Origin of the sequence: Clostridium sp. MCC344, from assembly GCF_018785365.1 — a bacterium.
GTDB lineage: Bacteria > Bacillota > Clostridia > Lachnospirales > Lachnospiraceae > Pilosibacter.
Genome location: NZ_WQPQ01000037.1, coordinates 21,316 through 42,910, shown reverse-complemented (window position 1 = coordinate 42,910; position 21,595 = coordinate 21,316). Strand labels below are relative to the sequence as shown.

Genomic DNA, 21,595 nt, shown 5'->3' with positions numbered 1-21,595 from the left:
CATGATATATGGCACTGGTAGTAGAACAGCCGATAGCAACCTTCGATTTGAGCGAGATTGCCAGGGGCGATTTGGTCTATGGCAAGCATCGCACATGGCCGGAAGGTAAAGCCGGATTTGTAACATCAGCCACCGAGAAGGAGCTGATCGTCCAGTATCATCCGGGTATCGGAAATGTAACTAATCACTTTCGGATTCCCATTGATGAAGCGGTAGACGCTCAGTGGGAAATCCGATATTCACACGATATGTCGGAGGTCAAGACCTACGGCATCGAAAAACAGGACACTGAGGAAGGAGCGACAGAGTGAAGCTGGAAGAACTGATTCAGAAAAGGTTCGTCAGTACGGCAGCACTCGCAGAGAGGCTTACAACCTACAACGGTGCGCCTGCTGTTTTTAGTCCGGAAGCACCGGGCGACGAACAGGATGGGTGGGGCGGTGAAACGCAGTACCCTATGGTAACTTACAACTACGACCTGCAGGCAAACGAAGAACGAAACAGTGCCGGTAGTCTTTCGGTATCGATATTCTGTCAGAACACAACAGATGTATTCCCGGAGGACATAGCGCCTATCGTGAAGGAATGCCTGCGTGATGTGATCCTTCTTCCGGAAGGCGGTACGCCGTACTGCTTTACCTGGGCGAGAACGGATGCGTTCACTACGGGCGAGGATGCAGGAAAAGCCGGTGTTGTAATCGGCTGTGAAGTCAGATTTGACATCCTGGAATATCCGTCTATGGAAACATCCGATCCGGACCCGGTAATGGCGGTTGATAAGTACATCAAGGAGTTGTACCCGGAATGCCTAGTAATGGGATATGACCGGATGGAGGAAATAACCGAAGCCTCAGCGGATCAGCCGGTGGTTTACTGCAGACTGATTTCAGCAGAGAAACAGGAAGAAACGAATACAGTGGCTTGGATGGACGGTAGAATTGCCGTCCATGTTTTGTGCCCGGAAAGCACAGTGAGATTGAAGATGGCAGCAGATATTGCCAACCACTTGTCACTCGACGGAGAGGTAATTATGCTGGACCATTCGCCTATGTTCATCAAGAGACTGCAGGTGAATTACAAATCTGACTACTTGAAGGAAGGCCAGGTGTTCATCACAGGTCACTATGGATTGCTTAGGTACAAGGCTAAGCCTCATGTGCTTGTGGCAACTCATGGAAATTACAGTTAAGGAGGTAAAGCATGGCTAAGGAAACAGCAACTCCGGCACCTGCTGAAACAAAGGCAGAAAAGAAGCCGGAGAAAAAGGCCCCTGCAGAGTCCGTTTATACAGTAAGCGAGCTTGCAGGCAACGCAAGAAGCGTGTTCGGCACAATGCAGGAATGTGTTGTAGCTGCTCTGAAAACTGACGGCAAAGCCGAGTACACAGTATCAGAGGCAAAGGAAATTGTAAGCAAGTTCTTACAGAAGGAGGTTAAGTAGAAATGGCAGGAACATTCATTTTAGGCGAAACTAAGGTGCGTCCTGGTACCTATTTCAACATTCAGAAGAAAGGCGGAAATGCCACCGCTGGTGTTATGAATGGTGTTACAGCAGTAATCTTCCGTGCAGATTTTGGCCCTCTCAACGAGGCAATCGAATTATCTGCAGAGGATGGCTACGAAGGAACATTCGGTACCGCACTTACTACGGACGCAATGAAGGAAGCAATCGCCGGTGGCGCAAAGACGATCATCGCCTGCAGAGTCGGTAACGGCGGTACTCAGGGTAGTATCAAGTTGCAGGACAGCGAAAGCACAGATGCAGTAAGCATCACAGCTAAATATCCAGGAGCAAAGGATTTTGTAGTAACAGTCCGTGAAAAGCTCTCAGACAGCACTCTCAAAGAGTGCATTTTTTATGCCGGCACAACAGAGTTTGAGAAGGTGGAATTTACCGCCGGAACAGACGAAGCTAATGCCCTTGTGGATGCACTGGCATCTTCCAAGAATTTCAAGGCAGAGGTTATCAAGTCCGGCACCGTAACATTACAGAACGTGTCTCAGTCCCAGTTTACAAAGGGAACTGATCCACAGGTAACGAATGGGGACTACTCCAATGCGTTTAAGCAGGTAGAGGCGTATGAGTTTAACACAATCTGCGTCGATACCGAGGACACTTCGGTACATCTGCTTCTGCAGAGTTTCATCAATCGTATTTTTGATGCGGCATCTCTTACACAGGCGGTCGTTGCTGAGAAGCATACGGTAGACCTGGAAACAAGGGAAGCACACGCCGCTTCATTCAATGACGAGAAGATGCACTACGTTCTCAATGCCCATGTGAATGAGCAGGGTACGGAGATCGACGGTTATCAGACAGCAGCACGTCTTGCCGGTATGATCGGCGCAGTAGCAGCCAACTCTTCGCTCACTCATACAGTAATCAGCGGCTTCTCCGAGATTAAGGAAAAGCTGACAAATACTGAAATGATCGCTGCAGAGAAGAAAGGCTGCCTGGTACTCAGCTACAACAAGGCTAAGCAGGTGTGGATTGATAACGCAATCAATACCCTCATTACGCCGAAGGACAACCAGGACGATGGTTGGAAAAAGATTCGCCGTGTTAAGACTCGTTTCGAGCTTATCAGACGTATCAACACCACTTCTGACAACCTGGTAGGCAAGGTAGACAACGACACCAACGGTCGAGCAACTGTAATTTCTCAGTTGCAGGGCGTAGGCGATGCAATGAAAGAAGAGAGTAAGCTCACTGCTTGCAAGGTAACTGAAAGTACCGCTTACACTGCTGATGGAGACAGCGCATGGTTTGACATCGATGTAATCGACAAGGATTCTATGGAGCATATCTACCTCAGCTTCATCTTCCGTTTCAGCACAAACGAATAGAAGGAGGTAAGAAGTAATGAGAAATGAAAGAGCAGCAGCCGATTCAAGGCACGCACGCACTGGCAAGGATGGAGCATTTTATAGTGAGGACGGCGTTTTACTTGCTACGGTTGACACATTCACGTCCAACGTAAACTGGAATAATGCAAAGTATAGCGTACTTGGAGATGCACAGGAACACGAGACAGCCAATACATTTGCTGTCAGCCTCACAATGTCTCAGATCGTAGTGGAGGACGACGAGTTTATCCAGGCACTTATGGAATCATTAGAAACACAGAATATGCCACACTGGAACTTCCAGGGCTCACTTCTCGGCCGCAATGGTTCCGAGGAACGCGTGGTTTACAAGGAGTGTATTCCTTCCGGACAGGTGGACATTCAGAATGTCACTGTCGGCGATGTTATCAAGAGAAACTGGAACTTCTTTGTCAACAGACCGCCTAAGTTACAGTCGTTACTCGGCGTAGACAGATAAAGAGTACCACATACGAAACCAGTAGGGGAGCCGGAGCGGTTCCCCTTTTTAATCAAAAAGAATTGGAGGATATTCAAATGGCTAAAGAATTTGTAAAAGGCGTAACAGTAGGCGAGGCAACAGCTGAGGAGAATACTCAGCCTACAGTAAGTACAGTGGAGACAAACGAAGAGGAAACAAAGCAGGTGATCAGAGCAAATGAGGAAGATTTCATTGCAGGTCTGATTGCGGCTGCAGATTTCGCTTCCGACGAAAAGGAAACACAGAGAGTTGAGATTTTCAGAAACGGCAAGCTCGCTTTTGCATTCTATATCAGACCTCTTGGCTCAGAGGAGTACGACAAGTGCCGTAAGAAATTTACAAAGTATGTTCGTAATAAGCAGCTTGGTATCAAGATGCCGGAGGACACAGACCGTATCAAGTACCAGTCAGCAATCATCCACAAAGCAACTATCGCAGAGGATAGAGAGAAGTTATGGGACAACAAGAAGGTATGGCAGGCGCTTGAAAGCAAAGGATTTCAGATTATGTCCGGCCTGGATGTAATCGAGTACACACTTAAAGCGGGCGAGAAAGACCGTATTATTGATGCAATCGATACCCTCAGCGGCTACGAGAGCAACATTGAGGAAGTAGCAAAAAACTAATTGAAGCCGGGGGCAAGATGTACTTACTGCATCACATATTCCAAAAGACAGGAATAACCCCCGATGAATTTTACGAGAAACCGAAAGGCGTGCAGGCGTTCATGCTTGCGTCTATGCGGATAACCCTAGAATCACAGAAAGGAGGTAATGACAGTGGCGGAAACACTTAGAATTGAAATTCCTATTGAGACGGTCGATAATACCGATCCGGGAGTCTCCAATGCTACGAAGAAATTCGAGAAGATGGAACGAGCGGCCAATAGTGCGAATAGTTCAGCCAAGAAAGCGAGCGACACAGTTTCCAAGTTTGACAAACAAGCTCAGAAAACCGAAAAGAGCCTGGCAAGCTGGGCGAAAGAAAAGTACGAAGTCCTGCTTGAAGCGAAGGAACGGATCAGTCCGGTACTCTCTACGCTGGGTAACGGGTTAAGGAGTTTTGCAGGGAAAACGTGGAGCGTTACAATGCGAGCGATTGACCTCATAACCTCCCCGGTTCGAGGGATCATAAACCTGTTGAAAAATCCGATTTTCCAAGTCGGAGCGGTCCTTGGAGTCAGTATCGGTCTGAAAGACACGATAGAGACATACAAGGACTTCGAGGCCGCAATGTCACAGGTCCAGGCTATAAGCGGAGCCACCAGCACAGAGCTTGCCAAACTGACGAATAAGGCGAAGGAAATGGGAGCAACCACGAAATTCACAGCCGAAGAGTCGGCGCAGGCGTTTAACTACATGGCAATGGCTGGATGGAAAACCGACGATATGCTGAACGGTATCGAAGGCATTCTCAGCTTGGCCGCAGCTTCCGGAGAAGATTTGGCAACGACATCCGATATTGTTACGGATGCGCTTACGGCGTTCAATATGAAAGCCGGTGATGCCGGACACTTCTCAGATGTTTTGGCGGCGGCTGCATCAAATGCGAACACGACAGTCTCCGGAATGGGCGAGACTTTCAAATATGCAGGCTCTATGGCAGGATCGCTCAGTTACTCCATAGAAGATGTTGCCCTTATGACAGGTTTAATGGCAAATACTGGAATCAAGGGAACAATGGCCGGTACGGCACTCAACTCAATATTCACGAGATTATCGACGAACACAAATGGAGCGGCTGATGCTATGAAAGACTTAGGCATCAGCTTTTTTGATTCCAACGGACAGGCCAGGGATTTATCTGATGTGATGGGTGAATTAAGGACGGCTACGGCAGGCATGACGGCTGAGCAGAAGTCAAACCTGGCAAATACAATCGCAGGAACACAGGCGCAGAAAGGTTTGCTTGCTATCTTGAACGCCTCGGAAGAGGACTATAACAAGTTGGCAGATGCCATCAACAATGCAGATGGAGCGGCAGCAAATATGTCTGAAACGATGATGGATAACCTGCAAGGTTCTATCACGTTGCTGCAGAGCGCAGTAGACGGAGTGAAAATCTCATTTGGCGAGAGGCTATCTCCATACGTGAGAAGCCTGGCAGACTGGCTTACCGGTCAGATGCCAGCAGTTGAATCCGGTCTTGATGAAATGATGGACTGGGTAGATACAAAGGTGGACCGCATGAAGAAAAAATTCCATGACTTAACAGAGTCAGAAGAATGGAAAAACGCAGATTTCCTCGGCAAGGTAAAACTGAGCTGGGATGAATTTATTGCTGATCCGTTCAAAGAGTGGTGGGACACCAAAGGAAAAGCAAAATTTGCTGACTTCGCCGGAGACATCGGAAAAGGTATTGGTAGCGGAATTAAAATCGGCGTTATGACAATGCTCGGCATTGACATCTCGGAAACATTCGACGAGGGAACCAGTATAGGAGCGTCGTTCGCCAAAGGCTTCTCAGAAGGATTTGATTTCGATGCCGTATCTGCGAAGTTGATGGACGGACTCGGTAATTTAGTATCAAATGCGGGCAAACTACTTCCGGGCGGTAAGTCCGCAGATTTGTCGTCTGTATTCTCAGCGGTATTGCTCAGCAAGATTGCCAGTCCGTTTATCGGCCTTGGTAAGGGAGCAATCAACCTGGGGAAAGCAGGAAAGACAGTATTAGGTTCGGGAACAGGAGAGATGGGACTTGGAGCAGCAATGCTCGGTTCATCTGCAATGGGTACCGGACTTCTCGGAAAGTCGGCAATGCTGGCAATCAACCTCGGGGCAGGAAACCTGGCCGGGGGCGCATCACTAAGCGCAGGAGCTTTATCTGCAGTCGGAATGGGCGCAGGAGCAGGAGCGATTGCCGGTGGTGCAACACTCGTAAGTAGCGCAATGGATTTGTATAAATCTATCAAGTCTGACAATAAGGACGAGAAAGCCGCTTACGGTGGTTCAGCCGCTTGGAAAGCAGGCGGTGTAGCAGCTGGTGCGGCGGCGGGTGCAGCACTTGGTTCTGTAATTCCTGGTCTTGGTACAGCGGTCGGTGCTTTAATCGGTGCCGGTGTTGGAGGTATCGCAGGATGGATCAAGGGTAATAAGGTCAAAGAAGAGTACCAGGATAATGTCGAAGAAATGCAGAAGGAAGCCGAGAAGGCTCAGAAGATTTTCCAGGCAACCGGTTTGTCAATCGAAGATGTACGATTTCAGAATAAGGCTCTGCAGGATGCTATGAATGATAGCGAGGTTTCTGCGGAGCAGTTTTCAGCTATGTTCCAGGAAGAGTGCGAAAACGTGGCAAAGAATGCTTTCGGAAAGATTAAGTTATCCCTGGAAGAGGTCAAGAGTATTGCGAGTGATATTACATTCGGCGATATGACGGATGGACTGAACACCTTCACAACTGCAACCAGTGACACGCAGCAGGCACTTAGCAACCTGCAATCATCAGTATCGACTTTGAAAAAGGAGAACTGGAAAGTCAGCTTAGGAATGAAACTGGACGAACTGCAGAAGGACGATTACAAGAGCGCAATCGAAAACTTCATCAGCGATAGCCAGTCCTATATTGACAACAATCATTACGAGGCTACAGTCGCTTTGAAGCTGCTTACTGGAACCGACGCAGATACCAGCGGTCTCGACAGCTACTACGGCAGCATGAAGAAACAGCTGGACGATTTGGGAAAAGAACTCAGCGGAAAAGTGGATATTGCCTTAGAGGATAGCGTTATCAGTCTTGACGAGTCTGCGGAAATTCAGAGCTTGCAGGATCAGATTTCGACTATCACAGGAAAGATTTCGCAGGCCAGGACGGATGCGGAATTTGACACGTTGAAGATTAAATATTCCGGCGCAGAGCTGGATATGGATAGTTTCAATGCACTGCAGGAAGAACTACAGACGCAGGTAAACAATGCGTCGGATCAGTACGAGCAGGCACTTACGCTCACGCTCACAAATCTGAACCTGCAGCTGGCAGACGGAGCTATCACGCAGGAAGAGTACGATGCGGCCGTGAAAGAAGCAACCGATGGCTACTACGCCCAGCTGAATGAGATTAACGCAAAGGTATCTTCATTCAACCTGGAAACTATTGCCGAGGCGTGGGATTCTTCGCTTCAAGGCTATATGCCGGAGATTGAAGGAAGCACGAAGGAGAAGCTGGAAACAGCTTTGAACAATGCGTTGCTGGCGCACCCGGACGTACAGACTTGGACTGCAGCTGATGTGGCAAGCTGGATGGGATTAGACAAGCTCAATCTCGATACGGCGGTTCAGACAGACATTGCGACTCAGATTTTGCAGACGGCACTTGCGGTACCGGATGGTACCAAAGAGAAGATCATGCAGGATTTCAAAGATTCTGTACCGACTGCGGAAGAAATCAAGGAAGCAATCGACTGGGACTCAATGACTAATGAGGACTGGACGGAACTCATGGAGTCCATCACAGGTCCGACAGAAGGCGAGTCAATCGGCTTGAATGCAGAGGATCTGAAAAAGAAGATGTCAGACTACTACGGCGAGTATTTCGAGAGCGTCAAGACGTCCTATTCAGAAGCACTTCACAACGCCCTGGAGAACAGCGGCAGTGAAGAAACACTCAGCACATTTATGCAACAGTATATGCAGGATCAGATGGCCGATTTTGATTTTTCGACGGTCATGGAGAATTACGGTCCTATCTCGAATGAGTATTATGCTACGCTGCAGGCAGAGTGGCAGACAGCTGGAACGAACCTCGGAACGTCTCTCAACACGGGAGCGTCAACGAGTCTTACCAATGGCTCGGCAGGACTGAGGACCAGTCTGCAGACCTCTCTCAATACAGCAACGGCAAGTCCGTTCAGCATCAGTCCAACGGTAAACGTAACACCGAAGTACAACCTGCTGACGCTGCCGACAATTCCAACAACGACATCCACACCAGCGAAACACGCTGCGGGCGGTCGGGTTGGTGGCGGTCCTCAGCTGTCATGGTTGGCAGAGGAAGGTTGGGACGAGTTTGTTATCCCAACAAATCCAAGCCGAAGGACAAGAGCGCTTGAATTGTATGAGCAGGCAGGTGAGGCACTCGGCGTTTCCAAGCACGCAGAGGGCGGTCGTATAGAAGGCTCAAATTTGAGTGATATGGCATCAGACCATAATTTATTCACTGAGGCGACAAGAAACGCATCCTATGGCTATAACGAAACCACAGAAGGCAATTACGAGGACAACTCAGCAGAAACATTTGCTCCGGTAAGTTCAGAGGTTCCGACCTCAACGCCACAGACCGGTCCAATCAGTGTGAATGTTGCAGTTAGTCCGAATTTCCAAATCGAGGCGAAGGAAGGTCAGAGCGAGGAAGATATTGTTGCCGTAATCAGAAGGCACTTAGGCGAGATCGCAGACGAACTCGGCGGAAACATAGCCGACAAGTTAAGCGAGGCATTCGCCAATATGCCAGTATCAAGCACGAAAGGAGCGTAGGCGATGGATATTAAACTGATTCCGGTGGAAAAGGGTTCAAAGTTTACGTTCCCGGCTCTACCCGAAAAGGTGCAGGGCAAATATGCAGCCAAGTACCAAAGTTTCGACATCATTTCCCTGGGTACCGTAAAGGTACCTAAGGGGACGGATGTTTCAGAGTTTTCGTGGGATGGTGTATTTTTCGGAGCGTCAAAGAAGAATGAGGCAATCGTCAAGACGAACGCCTGGAAAAGTCCAAATGAGTGTGTGAAAATTCTGAATGACTATATGTTTAATGAGACAGTGCTTACATTGATCGTAACGGAAACGTGGATAAACGTGGATGTTACGATTTCTTCATTTCAGCCGATACCGGTTGGAGCGTATGGCAATGTCGAGTATTCCATTACGTTTGTGCAGAAGAAACCGCTGAAAATCTACAGTACAAATGAACTGAAAATTGCGGCGTTTGTAAGAAAAACGAAGCCGAGAGCTAGTTCATCATCGAACGGAGGCAATTACACGGTAGTCTCCGGAGATACGCTGTGGGGCATCGCCTCAAAGAAACTAGGAAGCGGTACCAAGTGGACGACAATTTACGATGCAAACAAGGATACGATAGAGTCCACAGCAAAGAAGCACGGAAAGAGCAGTTCGGATCACGGTCATTGGATATGGCCGGGAGAAGTTCTGACAATCCCGGGATAGGAGGCACGCTATGATTGATTTGGCGAAAATCCAATACCGGGTCGTGGTTATGGACGAAAGCAAAAACCAGTACAACATCAAGGAATACATTGAAAACCTCGGATGGGAAGAGAACGACGGCGAGTTATCCGTCAGAACCTCATTTGTGGCAAAGAATGATAAGACATCCAAAGGCTATCTGTCGAAGATAATCAAGCCGGGATGCCTGGTCGGAGTATTCGCAACAGATGGTGCTTCCAAGGACGAGGAAGTAGCACGAGGGTACGTGGAAACGTGGAATCCGGTTGAAAAGAGCGGAGGACATACGCTGAAATGCACCTGCTACGACGAGCTTTACAAACTGCAGAAGAGCCAGGATAACAGATATTTTCCTTCCGGAACCGGCACAAAGTCGGCGATAGAAGGGATTCTTGATGATTGGGAGATACCGCAGGAATCATATCAAGGTCCGAATGCTTCACACGGCAAAACGGTGGAGAACAATAAGTATCTGTCAGACATCATCATCAATTTGCTGGACGATGCAGCAAAGAAAGGCGAAGAGCAGTGTTTTGTGCAGGCCAGGAAAGGCAAGACATCCGTTATTCCGAGAGGAAGCAATAAGACGGTGTATGTATTCCGAACGGATAACACACAGATGTTCAGTCAGAGCATAAGCACAGCAGATATGATTACCAGGGTCAAGGTTGTAGGGAAGGCAGACGATGATGGAAGAACCAGTGTTGAAGCCACGGTAAACGGCGAGACAAAGTATGGTATCCGTCAGAGAATTTATACGAGAGGTAAGGATGAAAGCCTTGCGGATGCTAAATCTGCAGCACAGGAAATCTTAGACGACGAGGGAAAAATCAAGAAGGAGATTAAAGTACAGTCTCCGGACGTTCCGTTTGTCCGAAAAGGCGACCTGGTGTATGTAATGAGTGAGCTGGCCCAGTCGTATTATTACGTGAAAGGCATCCAGCACACGGCAGACACCTACAGCATGACAATGGATTTGGAACTTGCAGAGCCAAAGAAAGAAAAAGCAAGCTCCGAGAAAAAGAAAGATTACAATGTGGGTGACATAGTGAATTTCCACGGTGGAATCCATTATGTGAGCAGCTACCCAGGTTCAAAAGGTTACAAAGCCAGGGCAGGAAAAGCAAAGATTACGATTAAGAATGGTTCCGGAAAAGCGCACCCTTGGCATCTGATTCACACGGATAGCGGAAGCAATGTGTATGGGTGGGTTGACGACGGAACTTTTGATTAAAGGCAGGTGATATAGATGGACCAATTTGACGGACACCCAGGGACAGCGAAACTGGCACAGGTGTTAGATAAACGAACCTCGCAGAAAACAGAGTCTCCGTTGACTTTGGACTTTGGAGAAATACAGACCAACGGAAGTTTGAAAACGAACACATTCCCGGTGCCGATACCGAAGGGAGACTACACTATCTGCAGGCTGGCTGCAGGCTTGACGCTTTCAACCTCGGAACAGAGCTGGCTCAACAAAGCGCCGTCGGGCGTTCCTCTTCACAGCCACAGCGTAACGATACCGGCAGTGAAAGCAGGAGATCGAGTGCTGGTTGCCTGGATTCAGAGTGAAGCAGTCGTAATCGATGTGATCGAGAAATCGTAAAGGAGGCGAGGCAAATGTCACAGCCACTATTTCCGGTTGTTGAGGTACCGGATTTTATCTCGGAGGACAGCCAGTACGATACTCAGTACAAAAGGAGTATGAAGTGGGATCCGGAACTGGGAGACTTCGTGAGAGATGGGGCGCACCGAATCAAGGAATGCGATGGCAAAGAAGCCTTCGCCATTTGGTGTTTTAAGATTGCACAGACAGAGCGGTACCGCTGTTTGGCGTACCCCGATTCAATCGGTACCGAGATGGAACGTGCCATGGATAACGACGATGAAAAAACTGTTGAGTCTATGGCAGAAAGAACAATCACAGATGCAATTATGGTAAATCCCCGGGCAGAGAATGTCCGGGATTTTCAATTTACCTGGGATGGCGATCAGATGCACGTAACCTTCAAGGTAAAGGGCAGCAACTGGGATGAAGAAATAGAGATTAGCTTGTAAAGGAGGTGGAGAGTATGCAGCCGGAATTTAACAGACCGGAGTTCCTGGAAGGAAACTCAGCAGAGGAAATTCACGAGCGAATGATGAACAACCTGCCTGACGACATCGACGATATGCCGGGTGGTTTTCCGTATGATATGACGATGCCTGCAGCGTTGGAAAAAGACGAAATTATCAATTTCCATATCGTAAGGGCATTGATGATTGCGTTTCCGGAATACGCCTGGGATGAATGGTTAGACCTTCACGGCCGCCAGGTACATCTCACAAGACACGAAGCGGAACCGGCTTTTGGGTATGTGAAAATCACAGCTGCAGAAGGAACCGAGATTTTATCCGGAACGGTATTCTGTACGGCGGCAACCGAAACAGGCCCGTCGATTGAGTATGCCACCACAGAGGATGCGGTTGTTGGAGGCGAAGGAACAGTGCTTATACCGGTATCAGCGGTTGAAGCAGGCACAAGTTCTAACGTAGCGGCGAATACGGTTGTGTTGATGATGGTACCCGATAAGAATGTGACCGAGATTAACAATCCGGAGCCTATTCGTGGCGGTACTGAGAGAGAGACAGACGATGATTTTTACGACAGGATCGCCGCAGAGTACAACAACAGCATGACCTACCTGGGGAATGATACGGACTATAAGAGATGGGCGAAGCAGGCAGGAGCAGGAGATGCGATAGTTATTCCTACTTGGAATGGCCCTGGCACGGTGAAACTGGTGCTGGTAGACGGAAACGGAAAACCAGCTAATGCGAAGCTGGTGCAGGATGTGTATAACTACATCGTCTCTCCGAATGATAGGTCAGCAAGATTGCTTCCTACCGGAACGGCAGAACTGACTTGTGCGGCAGCCACAACGGTTGCTGTAAATTATGTAATTACAGGCCTCGGCTACGATGAAACAACCGGCATCGAACAGATCAAGGCAGACTTCACAGAAGCTGTGAGAGCGGTCTATGCGCAGGCGAAAACCGAAGGGGTTCTGAGATACAACGATGTAAGACCGCTGATTTCCGCAATCGCAGGAGTCAAGGACTTTGAAACATTCACAATGAATGGAAAAATGCAGAACATCACTCTGAAAAGCGAGGAGTACCCGGACACCGGTACCCTTAATTTTAGTTAGGGGGGTGGGAATGTGAAAAAGTTTGATTTAGAGAATTTCCCGGTCAGCGAGAGTGCGAAGAAAATGATCGCCTCAGTGTCCGATGGCTTTTACGATAATTCCTATGTTGGAAAGTGGCTGTACGAGGTCACGGGCCAGGAGTACGACACGGCAAGAGAAATAGCTGAGGATATTCTAAACCAGCTGTTTCCGGAAACTGCCACATGGGGACTGATGTACCACGAGATTAAGTGGGGACTGCCGGTACGAGAAAATCTTCCATACGAGGAGAGACGACAGCTGATTTACCGGAAGAGAGACTATCGGGCGCCAATGACACCGTATCGGATGGAAGGGTACTTAAAAACAGCCACCGGATTTGATGTACGAATTGCAGACATCAACGATCCGGGAGATTACGGTTTCGTGGCTCCACACCCAAATGCCTTTAAGGCATATTTTATGGGCGAAGGAATATTACCAGCAAAAAGAGCAAAGGCGTTGCTGAACGAGCTAAAACAGTCACATACAATATTCTCAATTAACTATCGATCAGAATATGCAGTAGACCACAGGGCACTCGAAAAATTTTTGCTAAAAAAAATTATTTTTTCCTACAATGTACCTTTTTGGAAATGTCGAACTTTTGACGGAAGTTGGGACCTGGATGGAAACCTGTTTCTTGATGCTTGCAGGGATTATAACCTCATACTTGGGTTTAGATACAATATGGGGAATATGGAAAATACTGAAGCTGCTAAGTTGGCATTCCGTTATGCGTCAACGATAAGGACAGAAGGGACAATAAGTAATTCACACATTTGTACATTCGGTGTGAATTTTTGGAAACTCAGAACCTTGGACGGAAGATGGAATTTAGACGGAAAGGAAAAGCTAAATGCGACTAGACTGTATAACGCAAAAATGAACATAAAAAACATTTTCGGAAAATTCTGTATAGACGAAAGGATTGTTGCAAAATTTTATACAGCCTGGTCGCAGAAAACAGAGGAGGAGATAACTCAAAAGATAACACATATTTATGATTGTGATTTTTGGCAATCTGTATACCTTAATGGGAAAAAACAACTCAATGGAGATATATTGCTACAGAATAGCCGCGGCAATATAAGAATGACAGTGCTAAATTCGTTCGAGACAAAACGAGCACCCGAAAGCATAAGCGGCGAGGTTATTATTAAAACTCGGAATTACTGGTTCCTGGACGGCAAGAGAGCACTTGACGGTTCAAGGAACTTTAATTCAATTTACAGAAAGGAGACAATCTAATGAGCGAAGCAAAAAACGTAGTCGTTACAAAAAAAGGCAGAGAAAAGCTGGTAAAGGCAAGAGCTGGAGCGATCACGCTTCCGAAATTAGTCGGAATGGCTTTCGGAACTGGTGGCGTTACAGCTGATGGTACCGTCATTCCTCCGACCGATATGCAGTCGAAATTAAACAAAGAAGTGTATCGCAAGGAAATTGATGGATATTCTTTTCCAGAACCTACAACTTGCCGGTACGAATGCACCTTAGGAGAAACTGAACTCGCAGGAGTGGAAATCAGCGAAATAGGACTGTACGACACAGAGGGCGACATAGTTTGCATCAAGACCTTCTCAAGAAAAGGAAAAGACGACGATGCCGAGCAGACCTTTGTGCTGAATGACGTATTTTAAGGAGGTAGCAGAGAATGAAACAATACACATCAAAAAGTCCTACGTTTTCCAACTCAATCATGGTAACGGAAGTGACCGATCCTGCTCACGCAGATAATATCAATGCCGCACCAAAGCAGCTATTGGCAAATACACTTTTCTTAAAAGAACAACTCGAAGAGTCGTTATCGGGAATAGAACTCGGAGTAAGCGACGACGGGTGCCTTATGGTGACCTTTGATGATGAAAAATAGGAGGTTTAAGAATGAAACAGACAATTAAAGTAGCAGATAAGCCTACATTGGATGCTGTAAAAGAGGCTGTCGAAAGCTTATCGCAGGAAATTACAGACAGCGGTTCCGGAGGAATTGCGCCGAGCAATACGGTTTCTTTTTCAGCAACTGCAGGCAATGGAGAAGTAAAGCTCTTTATCAAGGAACCGAGCGATACTGTGATCGACGGTCAGACGCTCTGCACGATTGCAGGCGTGAAGATTATGAGAAAGGACACCGATTATCCGAATACGGAAAAAGCCGGAGTTGAAGTCCTTGACATTAAGAGAGAGGATTTTGGAAAGTATGCGACAACCCCATATAAGGACACAGGCTTGACGAACGGAACCACGTATTACTACACAGCGTTCCCTTATTCAGATTACAACGTGTTCAACCGGAATCCGGCAAACAGAGCAAGTGCTACGCCGAAACAATATCAGCTGTACGGATTTGACATTGATCAGAACGATAGCAATCCCAAGACAAGGGTTTCATATCCGTCCGATGTTGACAATGCAGGATGGTCGCCTATGACGGTAAATCAGTCCACAGGAGCTTATGATCTTGGACAGTGGGCGAATGCGTTCTTCATCACTGGTACTAGACCGGTCATGCTGAAATATGATGGATCGGTAGATTATGAGCTGGATCACGATGATCAGACCAAGAAAAAGAGTGGCGGTACATCCGACGTCGCCAATGCGTCCTACAGTGGAAATGCAATGGTAGAGTTTCCAAAGATGTATTTCAAGCGCTGGGAGGGCGTAGATGGAATCCAGCATGTTCGTGTATCAGATCAGCAGATTGATAACGATTATAAATGCTATGCACACATGTATAACGGTAACGAGTTGGATTATATCTATCTGCCAATGTTCGAGGGTTCAAGCGTATCGAGCAAGGTTCGTTCAATCGCCGGTCAGACACCTATGAACTCGCAGACAGGCGCCACAGAAAAGACACAAATCGAAGCAAATGGTGTAGGTTGGCAGTTTGACGACTGGATGGATAAACAGATGGTAACACATCTTTTGTTCCTGCTTGGAAAATCTACAGACCTGCAGGCGACGTTTGGCAACGGTCATTATACCGGAGGATCGCAGGCATCCAATTTATTAGCAACCGGCACATTAAAGAGCAAGGGGATGTTCTATGGAACATCCGGAAATGTAGCAGTTAAGTTCTTTTGGCTGGAAAACTATTATGGCGACAGATGGGATCGTACATACGGCGTAGTCTATACAACTAGCGGAAAGATTTTGACGAAACCGTATCCGCCATACAATATCGACGGTACCGGTTATACGAACACCGGAATTACGATTGCAGGAACCAACGGAGGATATATTAAGAAAACCAAAATGACGGAGTACGGAGAGTTCCCGATTGATGTCAGCGGTTCAGAAACCACATATCAGCCGGATGGTTGCTGGTTCTCGACGGCGCAGCTCAACTTCCTCATTTGGGGCGCGTCTTGCGGCAACGGTCTCTACGTCGGGGCCGCCTTCCACGTCAACGATCCGTTTTCTTACTCGTATTGGGACATCGGCCCGGCTCTTGCTTATAAACAGCCCATAGCGGCGTAGCCGCCGGGGGGAGTGGGGGACCGCCCCCACATAACTGAATTTTTAGAAAGGATATAAAGCTGTACGCTTGTAAACAGGGGTTTTCACAGGCGCTTCCTGGGCCTTCCTCATTTGGGGCGCGAATTGCAACAACGGTCTCCACGTCGGGGCCGCCTTCAACGTCAACAATCCGTTTTCTAACTCGAATTGGAACATCGGCCCGGCTCGTGCTTATCTTTACATGGGGCATTAACCAAATGCCTGTGATTATCCTACCCCACAGGGCGTTGAAACACACCTACCCATAAGGGATCGAGGGGAAATTAAGCCGGCCGCACGAAAATGCGGTGTCAAGGGAAAGGGTTAGTAGAAAACGAAAGCTCTTTAGGCGATAAGCAGCAAGTTACACAAAATTGTGAGAACATATAACAACATATTTGGGCCAGCAATCGAGGTTCAGAATATCAAAGCCTGCATCCTGGAAGCATCCAAAAATGGCAAGATGAAGAAACGGTGTGTCCGGGAAGTCATTGAGAATATCGACGAGGAATCAGAGAAGGTGCACGATATAATGAAGAATCACTCAACCGTATTTAAGACATACGAATTGTGCGAAATACGAGAGGGAATAAAGCGGAAGCGTAGAGAAATTGCAAAACCGCACTTCAAATACGATCAGATGATACAACACGTTCTCATATCTCAGATAAGACCTATTGTGATGAAAAGCCTTTATGAATATGCACATGGCTCATTGAAAAATCGCGGGCCATTGCAAACGGCACAGGCTATTAGTAAATGGCTTCGGAAAGATCCGAAGGGGACGCGGTATTGCCTGCAGATGGACGTACATCATTGTTACCCATCGGTGGATCAAGATATTTTGATTGAGCGCTGGCATCAAAAAGTGAAGGATGCTGATTTCAATATTGAAAATGACAAGGTGATTCGTGCGAGTCCGTTTGGATTGGCTCCAGGATCGCCTACTAGCGTATGGCATATACACTTTCTTTTTACGCCGTTCGACCACTGGTTAAGTCAACAGGACGGCGTAGAATATAGCATTCGGCACATGGATGATATTATTGCCTTCGGTCCAAACAAGAAAAAGTTACATAAAGTGGAGCGAGATTCGATTGAGTACATGAAGCGTGAATACAACATGGAAATCAACCACAATCATCAAGTGTTTCCGATTGAATGGAAAGACCGAAAAGGGGAAATCCATGGCAGACCGCTCGACGTATGCGGCTACCTATTCTATCGAGACAAGACAATCATGCGAAAGAGTCACATGATAAGGACTACCCGAAAAGCAGCAAAAATGGATAAGAAGGAAAGAATTACTTTTTACGACGCAGAGCAGCTTCTATCACATTTAGGATGGTACGAACATGCAGATATGTATGATTCGTATTTGAAATATATCAAACCAAAAGCCAATGTAAAGCAGCTAAAACGTATGGTTTCAAAGCATAGCAGAAAGGAGAATGAGCGAAATGAAATGGAAAACCGTAACAGGCTACAGCGAGCCGCAGGAGGTGGAGGTCGGGAAAACGACGGTCTACCTCAGAAAGAACATCACAGAAGTTAAGGACGCGGAAGATAACGACGCCTTCCAGTATGACGAATGCCAAATGAGTCTCGCTGAATACGAGAAGTATTTAGAGATTTTGGCATCCGCCGAGATGTCAGTGATTCTTGAAAAGTTTGAACAGCAGGAACAGGCGACAGCCGATACACTTCTGAATCAGATGCAGATTATGGAGACACAGAGTTCACAGGACGAGACGCTTGCGGATATTCTTCTGAATCAGATGCAGGAGGCAGCCGACACAAACACAACAGAACAGGAGGTAAATTAACATGGCAGCAAAGAAAGTAACAAAATCAAGATTATTCAACACAGCAAAAAGGTACTACGACAAAGGCTACTACACGAAAGAGGATGTTTCAGTTTTTGTAAAAGCGGGCCAGCTCACAGCGAGTGAGTACGAAGAAATCACAGGTGAGAAATACGAAGCATGATCCGCTATGCAGAATTTTACGACTATGACCGCCTGGAAAGGGCGGCATCAGAGTTAGGCTTTCTCAATACCGAGGCAGACGAAGAAAGTCTGCTGAACCTGCATAATCAGTTGGTGTGGCATCTGTACCGGTTCGATAAGGACCCACGTGCGGATGCCATTCTTTATGCAGTAATAGAGGCCATTTTGGGTGAAAAGGCGGCAGATATTACGGACGTACCGCGGGAACTACGGTGCGTTTGGGAAGGAGGTAAAAGAGCCAATGTCTTTGAATGAAATTCTTGCAAGTGGTGGAGCGCTACTGCTGTTCTTGACACTGGTGCAGATTACGCCCATCAAGGTAAATCCGTGGTCTGCAGTTGGAAAGATTATCAGAAACGGTATGAGAGCCATCGGAAAGTCGATGAATAAGGACGTTATGGATAAGCTGGAATCAGTGCAGAAAGAGTTAAAAGACCTGGGAGAAAAGCACGACAAGCTCGAAAGGCGTATGGATAAAGATGATGCGGACGAATGCCGCACAAGAATCCTGCGATTTGCCGATGAGTTGAGAAGGGATGTCAAACATTCCGAGGAGTTCTTCAATCAGATTTTGGATGATGTTTCGGACTACGAGCGTTATTGCGCAGAGCATCCGGAATATAAGAACAGCAAAGCAGTAAATGCCATTGCCGAGATAGACAAAGTTTATCAGAAGTGCATGGAAAAAAATTCATTTTTATAACAGGAGGTAAAGAAACATGAAGAAAATTGATTGGGTTAGAAAACTTACAAGCAGAAAGTTATGGACTGCGGTAGCGTCATTCGTATCTATGATGATCCTGGCTACTGGCGGCACAGACAACACGGCAACACAGGTTACAGCACTCATTATGGCGGGAGCGTCCGTAGTGGCGTACATCATCGGTGAAGGCTTGACTGACTCAGCTAACATCGGTTCCAACAGCGAGGACGAGGAGTAATCTAAGAACATATTGTAAGCACAGGGCGGTCGAAAGACTGCCCTATTTTTGTTAGGAGGAAAAACTATGAGTTTAGTAGTCGGAAGCGCAAGAATTGACGAGAACGGTCATGTCTCCGGAGGAAAGCCGGGAGATCAGACTAGAAACGAGGTATCAACCCAGGCATACTACGTCCATTCAAAAGGCTGGTACTGTCTGAGACCAAAGAGAGTCACGGTAGCAAATGCCATTGCGGAAGCTATGCTGCAGGGATGCAGAAACGACAATATCGGATATTGCCAGGGGCATAGAAGTAATGTGATCGAACAGCTGAGAAAAGCCGGAAAGCTCTCTAAAATTTCCGTAAAGACAGAGGCAGACTGCAGTTCACTTGTGAGAGCGTGCTGCATCCAGGCTGGCTTTGATCCGGGAAATTTCAATACGGCATCTGAGGTTTCGGCATTGAAAGCAACCGGGCAGTTTATGGAAACAGTTGCAGTAACTTCAAAGACGGAATTGTTCAACGGTGATGTACTCGTCACAAAAACCAAAGGCCATACGGTAGTTGTTGTTTCCGGAAATCCGAGACATGGAAATACTTGTTATCCTAAGTATGAAGGAGAATCGGGGTCTATTATTACGGCGCTTGCTGCTGTTGGCGAGAAAGACACATCAAAGGCACACCGTGCCAAGATTGCGGCCGCAAACGGCATTACAAACTACGCATATACCGCAGCACAGAACACCAAGATGGTTAATCTTCTCAAAAAAGGAAAGTTAATCAAAGCGTAAGTTCTGAAAAGGTATCACATCGGGGTGGCCGAAAAGCTGCCCCTTATTATCGCATGAGACACCATCAGAGTAAAATAACAGGAGGAAACGGTGGCATTATGAAAAACTATATCGGCGTGAAAATTGTAAAAGCTGAGCCAAAGGAGAAGAACGGAGTACCTGGGTACGCTGTGAAATATCCGGACGGTTATGTATCATGGAGTCCGAAGGAAACCTTTGAGAAGGCATACCGGGAACTGGACTGCCAGGATTTCATCAACTCAGCAGAGTAAGTAAGGGAGCCTATGATCCGCAGGGTTGTAGGCTCTTTTTTATTGCAGAAAAGCGGAACAAGACTGCAGGTAAAATCAATATACAAAATAACCAAAATAAGACCGGGTATTTTGACGAAAAGTTCCCGAGACACGATAGGCGATTTTAGTACCTATCCTATGCCTAAAGACTAAAAGCCGGTATTGAACCGTGTACGAAGTCATAGAGCTATATGATTTCAGAGGTGTAATTATCCACATTATCCACACGCATTTGTGGATAAAATACGCTTTTGAGAGTACGCGAATGAGCATATATTATTCTATCTCTAATATCTATTATCTAATCTCTAATATCTAGTAAAGAATCCTTGTAGAAACACTAGAAGAAATCATGTAAGAAATCTTACAATGCACCAAGCAACCATACAGGTTTGCGGCCCTCGCAAATGAAAATGCGGAGTAATACACAAGTTGGTGTTGATGATCCGGAAATTGCAGAAGTTGTCGCAAGTGCGAAAACTATTTGACAAAAACTCGGAAAATAGAAGTATATCTATTGACAAATACGCAACTGCGAGTTACAATATAACCATAATCAAACAAAACAATTTGATTAAATCCGAAGGAAGGAGGAATTACCAGTTGGGTAAGAAAGGTAGGAAGAAAGACTTTTCTACAAAGGAAAAGGAACTACTTGAAATCGAAAACCTTAAATTACAGAAGAGAGAAAAGCAGGCCAGCATAATCTCCACCATAGTAATCATGATTGTGTCAGTGATTACGGCAATTCTGAAATGGTTAGGTTTGATTGATTAAGTAGTTCCCTTAACGGTCGGGAGGCAGCAACACCGCCTCTCAACTGTTAAGTCTATCATAAAGGAGGCTGATTTGGCAATGAAGAAATTAAGACAGTTCCTGCAGTCGGTGTTGTTCATCAACTTTATGGTCGGCATATACGACGGTATGAGAGCGAAGAATTTGGTAGCAATTTTGATAAATGGAGTAGTGGTACTGGCACTGATCGCCGGAGAAAAGGAAGAGAGGTAAACGATATGAAGTGGGACGTAAAACATGATAGAGCAAAGAAGGTATTAAATCATTTCCTGGATAATGCAGGATATTGGACCGAGACAGAGAGCTTGACAGAAGGACTTACCGAGGACGAAATCCAGGAAGTAAGCACAGAGGTAGCGACGATGATTCAGAGCATTACAAAGAGATACAAGCTGGATGTTGTGCTTCCTGCAGAGCCGGTAGTCAAGGAAGAACCGGCGGCCGAAGAGAAGGTTGAGGAGCAGGTGGCCGAGAAACCTACAGAAGAGGTCAAGGAAGAAAAGCCGGTCGAAAAGCCGAAGAGACGTGGCAGAAAGCCGAAGAAAGAGGAGGTTGCGTAGG

27 protein-coding genes are annotated in these 21,595 nt (G+C 46.8%); all 27 read left to right on the top strand.

Going from position 1 to position 21,595, the window contains the following annotated elements; translation table 11 throughout:
- Positions 1-8: 8 nt before the first annotated feature.
- Complete coding sequence (locus tag GPK90_RS10600; RefSeq protein WP_012742939.1) at positions 9-311, top strand: DUF5026 domain-containing protein; 303 nt, start codon at positions 9-11, stop codon at positions 309-311.
- Positions 308-1,189 (top strand): hypothetical protein, encoded by an 882-nt coding sequence (locus tag GPK90_RS10595; protein ID WP_215702924.1) that lies wholly within the window; start codon positions 308-310, stop codon positions 1,187-1,189. Before GPK90_RS10600 ends, GPK90_RS10595 begins: the two co-directional genes overlap by 4 nt.
- Before the next feature lie 11 nt (positions 1,190-1,200).
- Positions 1,201-1,440: a YqzN/YkzM domain-containing protein gene (locus tag GPK90_RS10590; RefSeq protein WP_012742937.1), complete on the top strand. Its 240-nt coding sequence runs from the start codon at positions 1,201-1,203 to the stop codon at positions 1,438-1,440.
- Positions 1,441-1,442: 2 nt separating this feature from the next.
- Complete coding sequence (locus tag GPK90_RS10585; RefSeq protein WP_173850652.1) at positions 1,443-2,846, top strand: phage tail sheath subtilisin-like domain-containing protein; 1,404 nt, start codon at positions 1,443-1,445, stop codon at positions 2,844-2,846.
- Positions 2,847-2,862: 16 nt separating this feature from the next.
- The gene (locus GPK90_RS10580; protein ID WP_173850650.1) at positions 2,863-3,324 is read left to right on the top strand and encodes a phage tail tube protein; all 462 of its coding nucleotides are present in this window, start codon (positions 2,863-2,865) and stop codon (positions 3,322-3,324) included.
- 77 nt (positions 3,325-3,401) lie between these two features.
- A complete protein-coding gene (locus GPK90_RS10575; protein ID WP_215702923.1) occupies positions 3,402-3,971 on the top strand; it encodes a phage tail assembly chaperone in 570 nt (189 codons plus the stop codon).
- A gap of 153 nt (positions 3,972-4,124) precedes the next feature.
- Entirely contained in the window at positions 4,125-8,813 is a 4,689-nt protein-coding gene (locus GPK90_RS10570) for a phage tail tape measure protein (protein WP_215702922.1), read from the top strand.
- A 3-nt stretch (positions 8,814-8,816) separates the two neighbouring features.
- Positions 8,817-9,500, top strand: a complete 684-nt coding sequence (locus tag GPK90_RS10565; protein ID WP_215702921.1) for a LysM peptidoglycan-binding domain-containing protein — start codon at positions 8,817-8,819, stop codon at positions 9,498-9,500.
- A 10-nt stretch (positions 9,501-9,510) separates the two neighbouring features.
- Positions 9,511-10,752 carry an XkdQ/YqbQ family protein gene (locus tag GPK90_RS10560; RefSeq protein ID WP_215702920.1) on the top strand — a complete coding sequence of 414 codons (1,242 nt, stop codon included), beginning with the start codon at positions 9,511-9,513 and terminating at the stop codon, positions 10,750-10,752.
- 15 nt (positions 10,753-10,767) lie between these two features.
- Positions 10,768-11,124: a hypothetical protein gene (locus GPK90_RS10555; RefSeq protein ID WP_215702919.1), complete on the top strand. Its 357-nt coding sequence runs from the start codon at positions 10,768-10,770 to the stop codon at positions 11,122-11,124.
- A 14-nt stretch (positions 11,125-11,138) separates the two neighbouring features.
- Positions 11,139-11,576 carry a DUF2634 domain-containing protein gene (locus GPK90_RS10550; RefSeq protein ID WP_215702918.1) on the top strand — a complete coding sequence of 146 codons (438 nt, stop codon included), beginning with the start codon at positions 11,139-11,141 and terminating at the stop codon, positions 11,574-11,576.
- Positions 11,577-11,590: 14 nt separating this feature from the next.
- A complete protein-coding gene (locus GPK90_RS10545) occupies positions 11,591-12,709 on the top strand; it encodes a baseplate J/gp47 family protein (RefSeq protein ID WP_215702917.1) in 1,119 nt (372 codons plus the stop codon).
- 12 nt (positions 12,710-12,721) lie between these two features.
- The gene (locus tag GPK90_RS10540) at positions 12,722-13,978 is read left to right on the top strand and encodes a putative phage tail protein (protein WP_215702916.1); all 1,257 of its coding nucleotides are present in this window, start codon (positions 12,722-12,724) and stop codon (positions 13,976-13,978) included.
- The gene (locus GPK90_RS10535; RefSeq protein ID WP_215702915.1) at positions 13,978-14,367 is read left to right on the top strand and encodes a phage tail-collar fiber domain-containing protein; all 390 of its coding nucleotides are present in this window, start codon (positions 13,978-13,980) and stop codon (positions 14,365-14,367) included. The genes GPK90_RS10540 and GPK90_RS10535 overlap by 1 nt, the downstream gene beginning before the upstream one ends.
- A 14-nt stretch (positions 14,368-14,381) precedes the next feature.
- Positions 14,382-14,600, top strand: coding sequence for a hypothetical protein (locus GPK90_RS10530; RefSeq protein WP_215702914.1), 219 nt, complete (start codon positions 14,382-14,384; stop codon positions 14,598-14,600).
- Positions 14,601-14,611: 11 nt separating this feature from the next.
- Positions 14,612-16,207, top strand: coding sequence for a hypothetical protein (locus tag GPK90_RS10525; RefSeq protein WP_215702913.1), 1,596 nt, complete (start codon positions 14,612-14,614; stop codon positions 16,205-16,207).
- A 394-nt stretch (positions 16,208-16,601) separates the two neighbouring features.
- Positions 16,602-17,780: a reverse transcriptase domain-containing protein gene (locus GPK90_RS10520; RefSeq protein WP_215702912.1), complete on the top strand. Its 1,179-nt coding sequence runs from the start codon at positions 16,602-16,604 to the stop codon at positions 17,778-17,780.
- Complete coding sequence (locus GPK90_RS10515; protein WP_215702911.1) at positions 17,686-18,051, top strand: hypothetical protein; 366 nt, start codon at positions 17,686-17,688, stop codon at positions 18,049-18,051. The genes GPK90_RS10520 and GPK90_RS10515 overlap by 95 nt, the downstream gene beginning before the upstream one ends.
- A 1-nt stretch (position 18,052) precedes the next feature.
- The gene (locus GPK90_RS10510; RefSeq protein ID WP_215702910.1) at positions 18,053-18,214 is read left to right on the top strand and encodes an XkdX family protein; all 162 of its coding nucleotides are present in this window, start codon (positions 18,053-18,055) and stop codon (positions 18,212-18,214) included.
- Positions 18,211-18,489 (top strand): hypothetical protein, encoded by a 279-nt coding sequence (locus tag GPK90_RS10505; RefSeq protein WP_215702909.1) that lies wholly within the window; start codon positions 18,211-18,213, stop codon positions 18,487-18,489. Before GPK90_RS10510 ends, GPK90_RS10505 begins: the two co-directional genes overlap by 4 nt.
- Positions 18,476-18,937, top strand: coding sequence for an OTU domain-containing protein (locus GPK90_RS10500; RefSeq protein WP_215702908.1), 462 nt, complete (start codon positions 18,476-18,478; stop codon positions 18,935-18,937). The genes GPK90_RS10505 and GPK90_RS10500 overlap by 14 nt, the downstream gene beginning before the upstream one ends.
- A gap of 16 nt (positions 18,938-18,953) precedes the next feature.
- Complete coding sequence (locus tag GPK90_RS10495; RefSeq protein WP_012742918.1) at positions 18,954-19,175, top strand: hypothetical protein; 222 nt, start codon at positions 18,954-18,956, stop codon at positions 19,173-19,175.
- A 66-nt stretch (positions 19,176-19,241) separates the two neighbouring features.
- The gene (locus GPK90_RS10490) at positions 19,242-19,946 is read left to right on the top strand and encodes an endolysin-like domain-containing protein (RefSeq protein ID WP_215702907.1); all 705 of its coding nucleotides are present in this window, start codon (positions 19,242-19,244) and stop codon (positions 19,944-19,946) included.
- Between the two features lie 98 nt (positions 19,947-20,044).
- Positions 20,045-20,218, top strand: coding sequence for a hypothetical protein (locus tag GPK90_RS10485; protein ID WP_012742915.1), 174 nt, complete (start codon positions 20,045-20,047; stop codon positions 20,216-20,218).
- A 624-nt stretch (positions 20,219-20,842) separates the two neighbouring features.
- Positions 20,843-21,016, top strand: coding sequence for a hypothetical protein (locus GPK90_RS10480; protein ID WP_012742914.1), 174 nt, complete (start codon positions 20,843-20,845; stop codon positions 21,014-21,016).
- Between the two features lie 78 nt (positions 21,017-21,094).
- Positions 21,095-21,247 (top strand): hypothetical protein, encoded by a 153-nt coding sequence (locus GPK90_RS10475; protein ID WP_161117577.1) that lies wholly within the window; start codon positions 21,095-21,097, stop codon positions 21,245-21,247.
- A 5-nt stretch (positions 21,248-21,252) separates the two neighbouring features.
- Entirely contained in the window at positions 21,253-21,594 is a 342-nt protein-coding gene (locus tag GPK90_RS10470; protein WP_117502472.1) for a hypothetical protein, read from the top strand.
- Position 21,595: the final 1 nt, after the last annotated feature.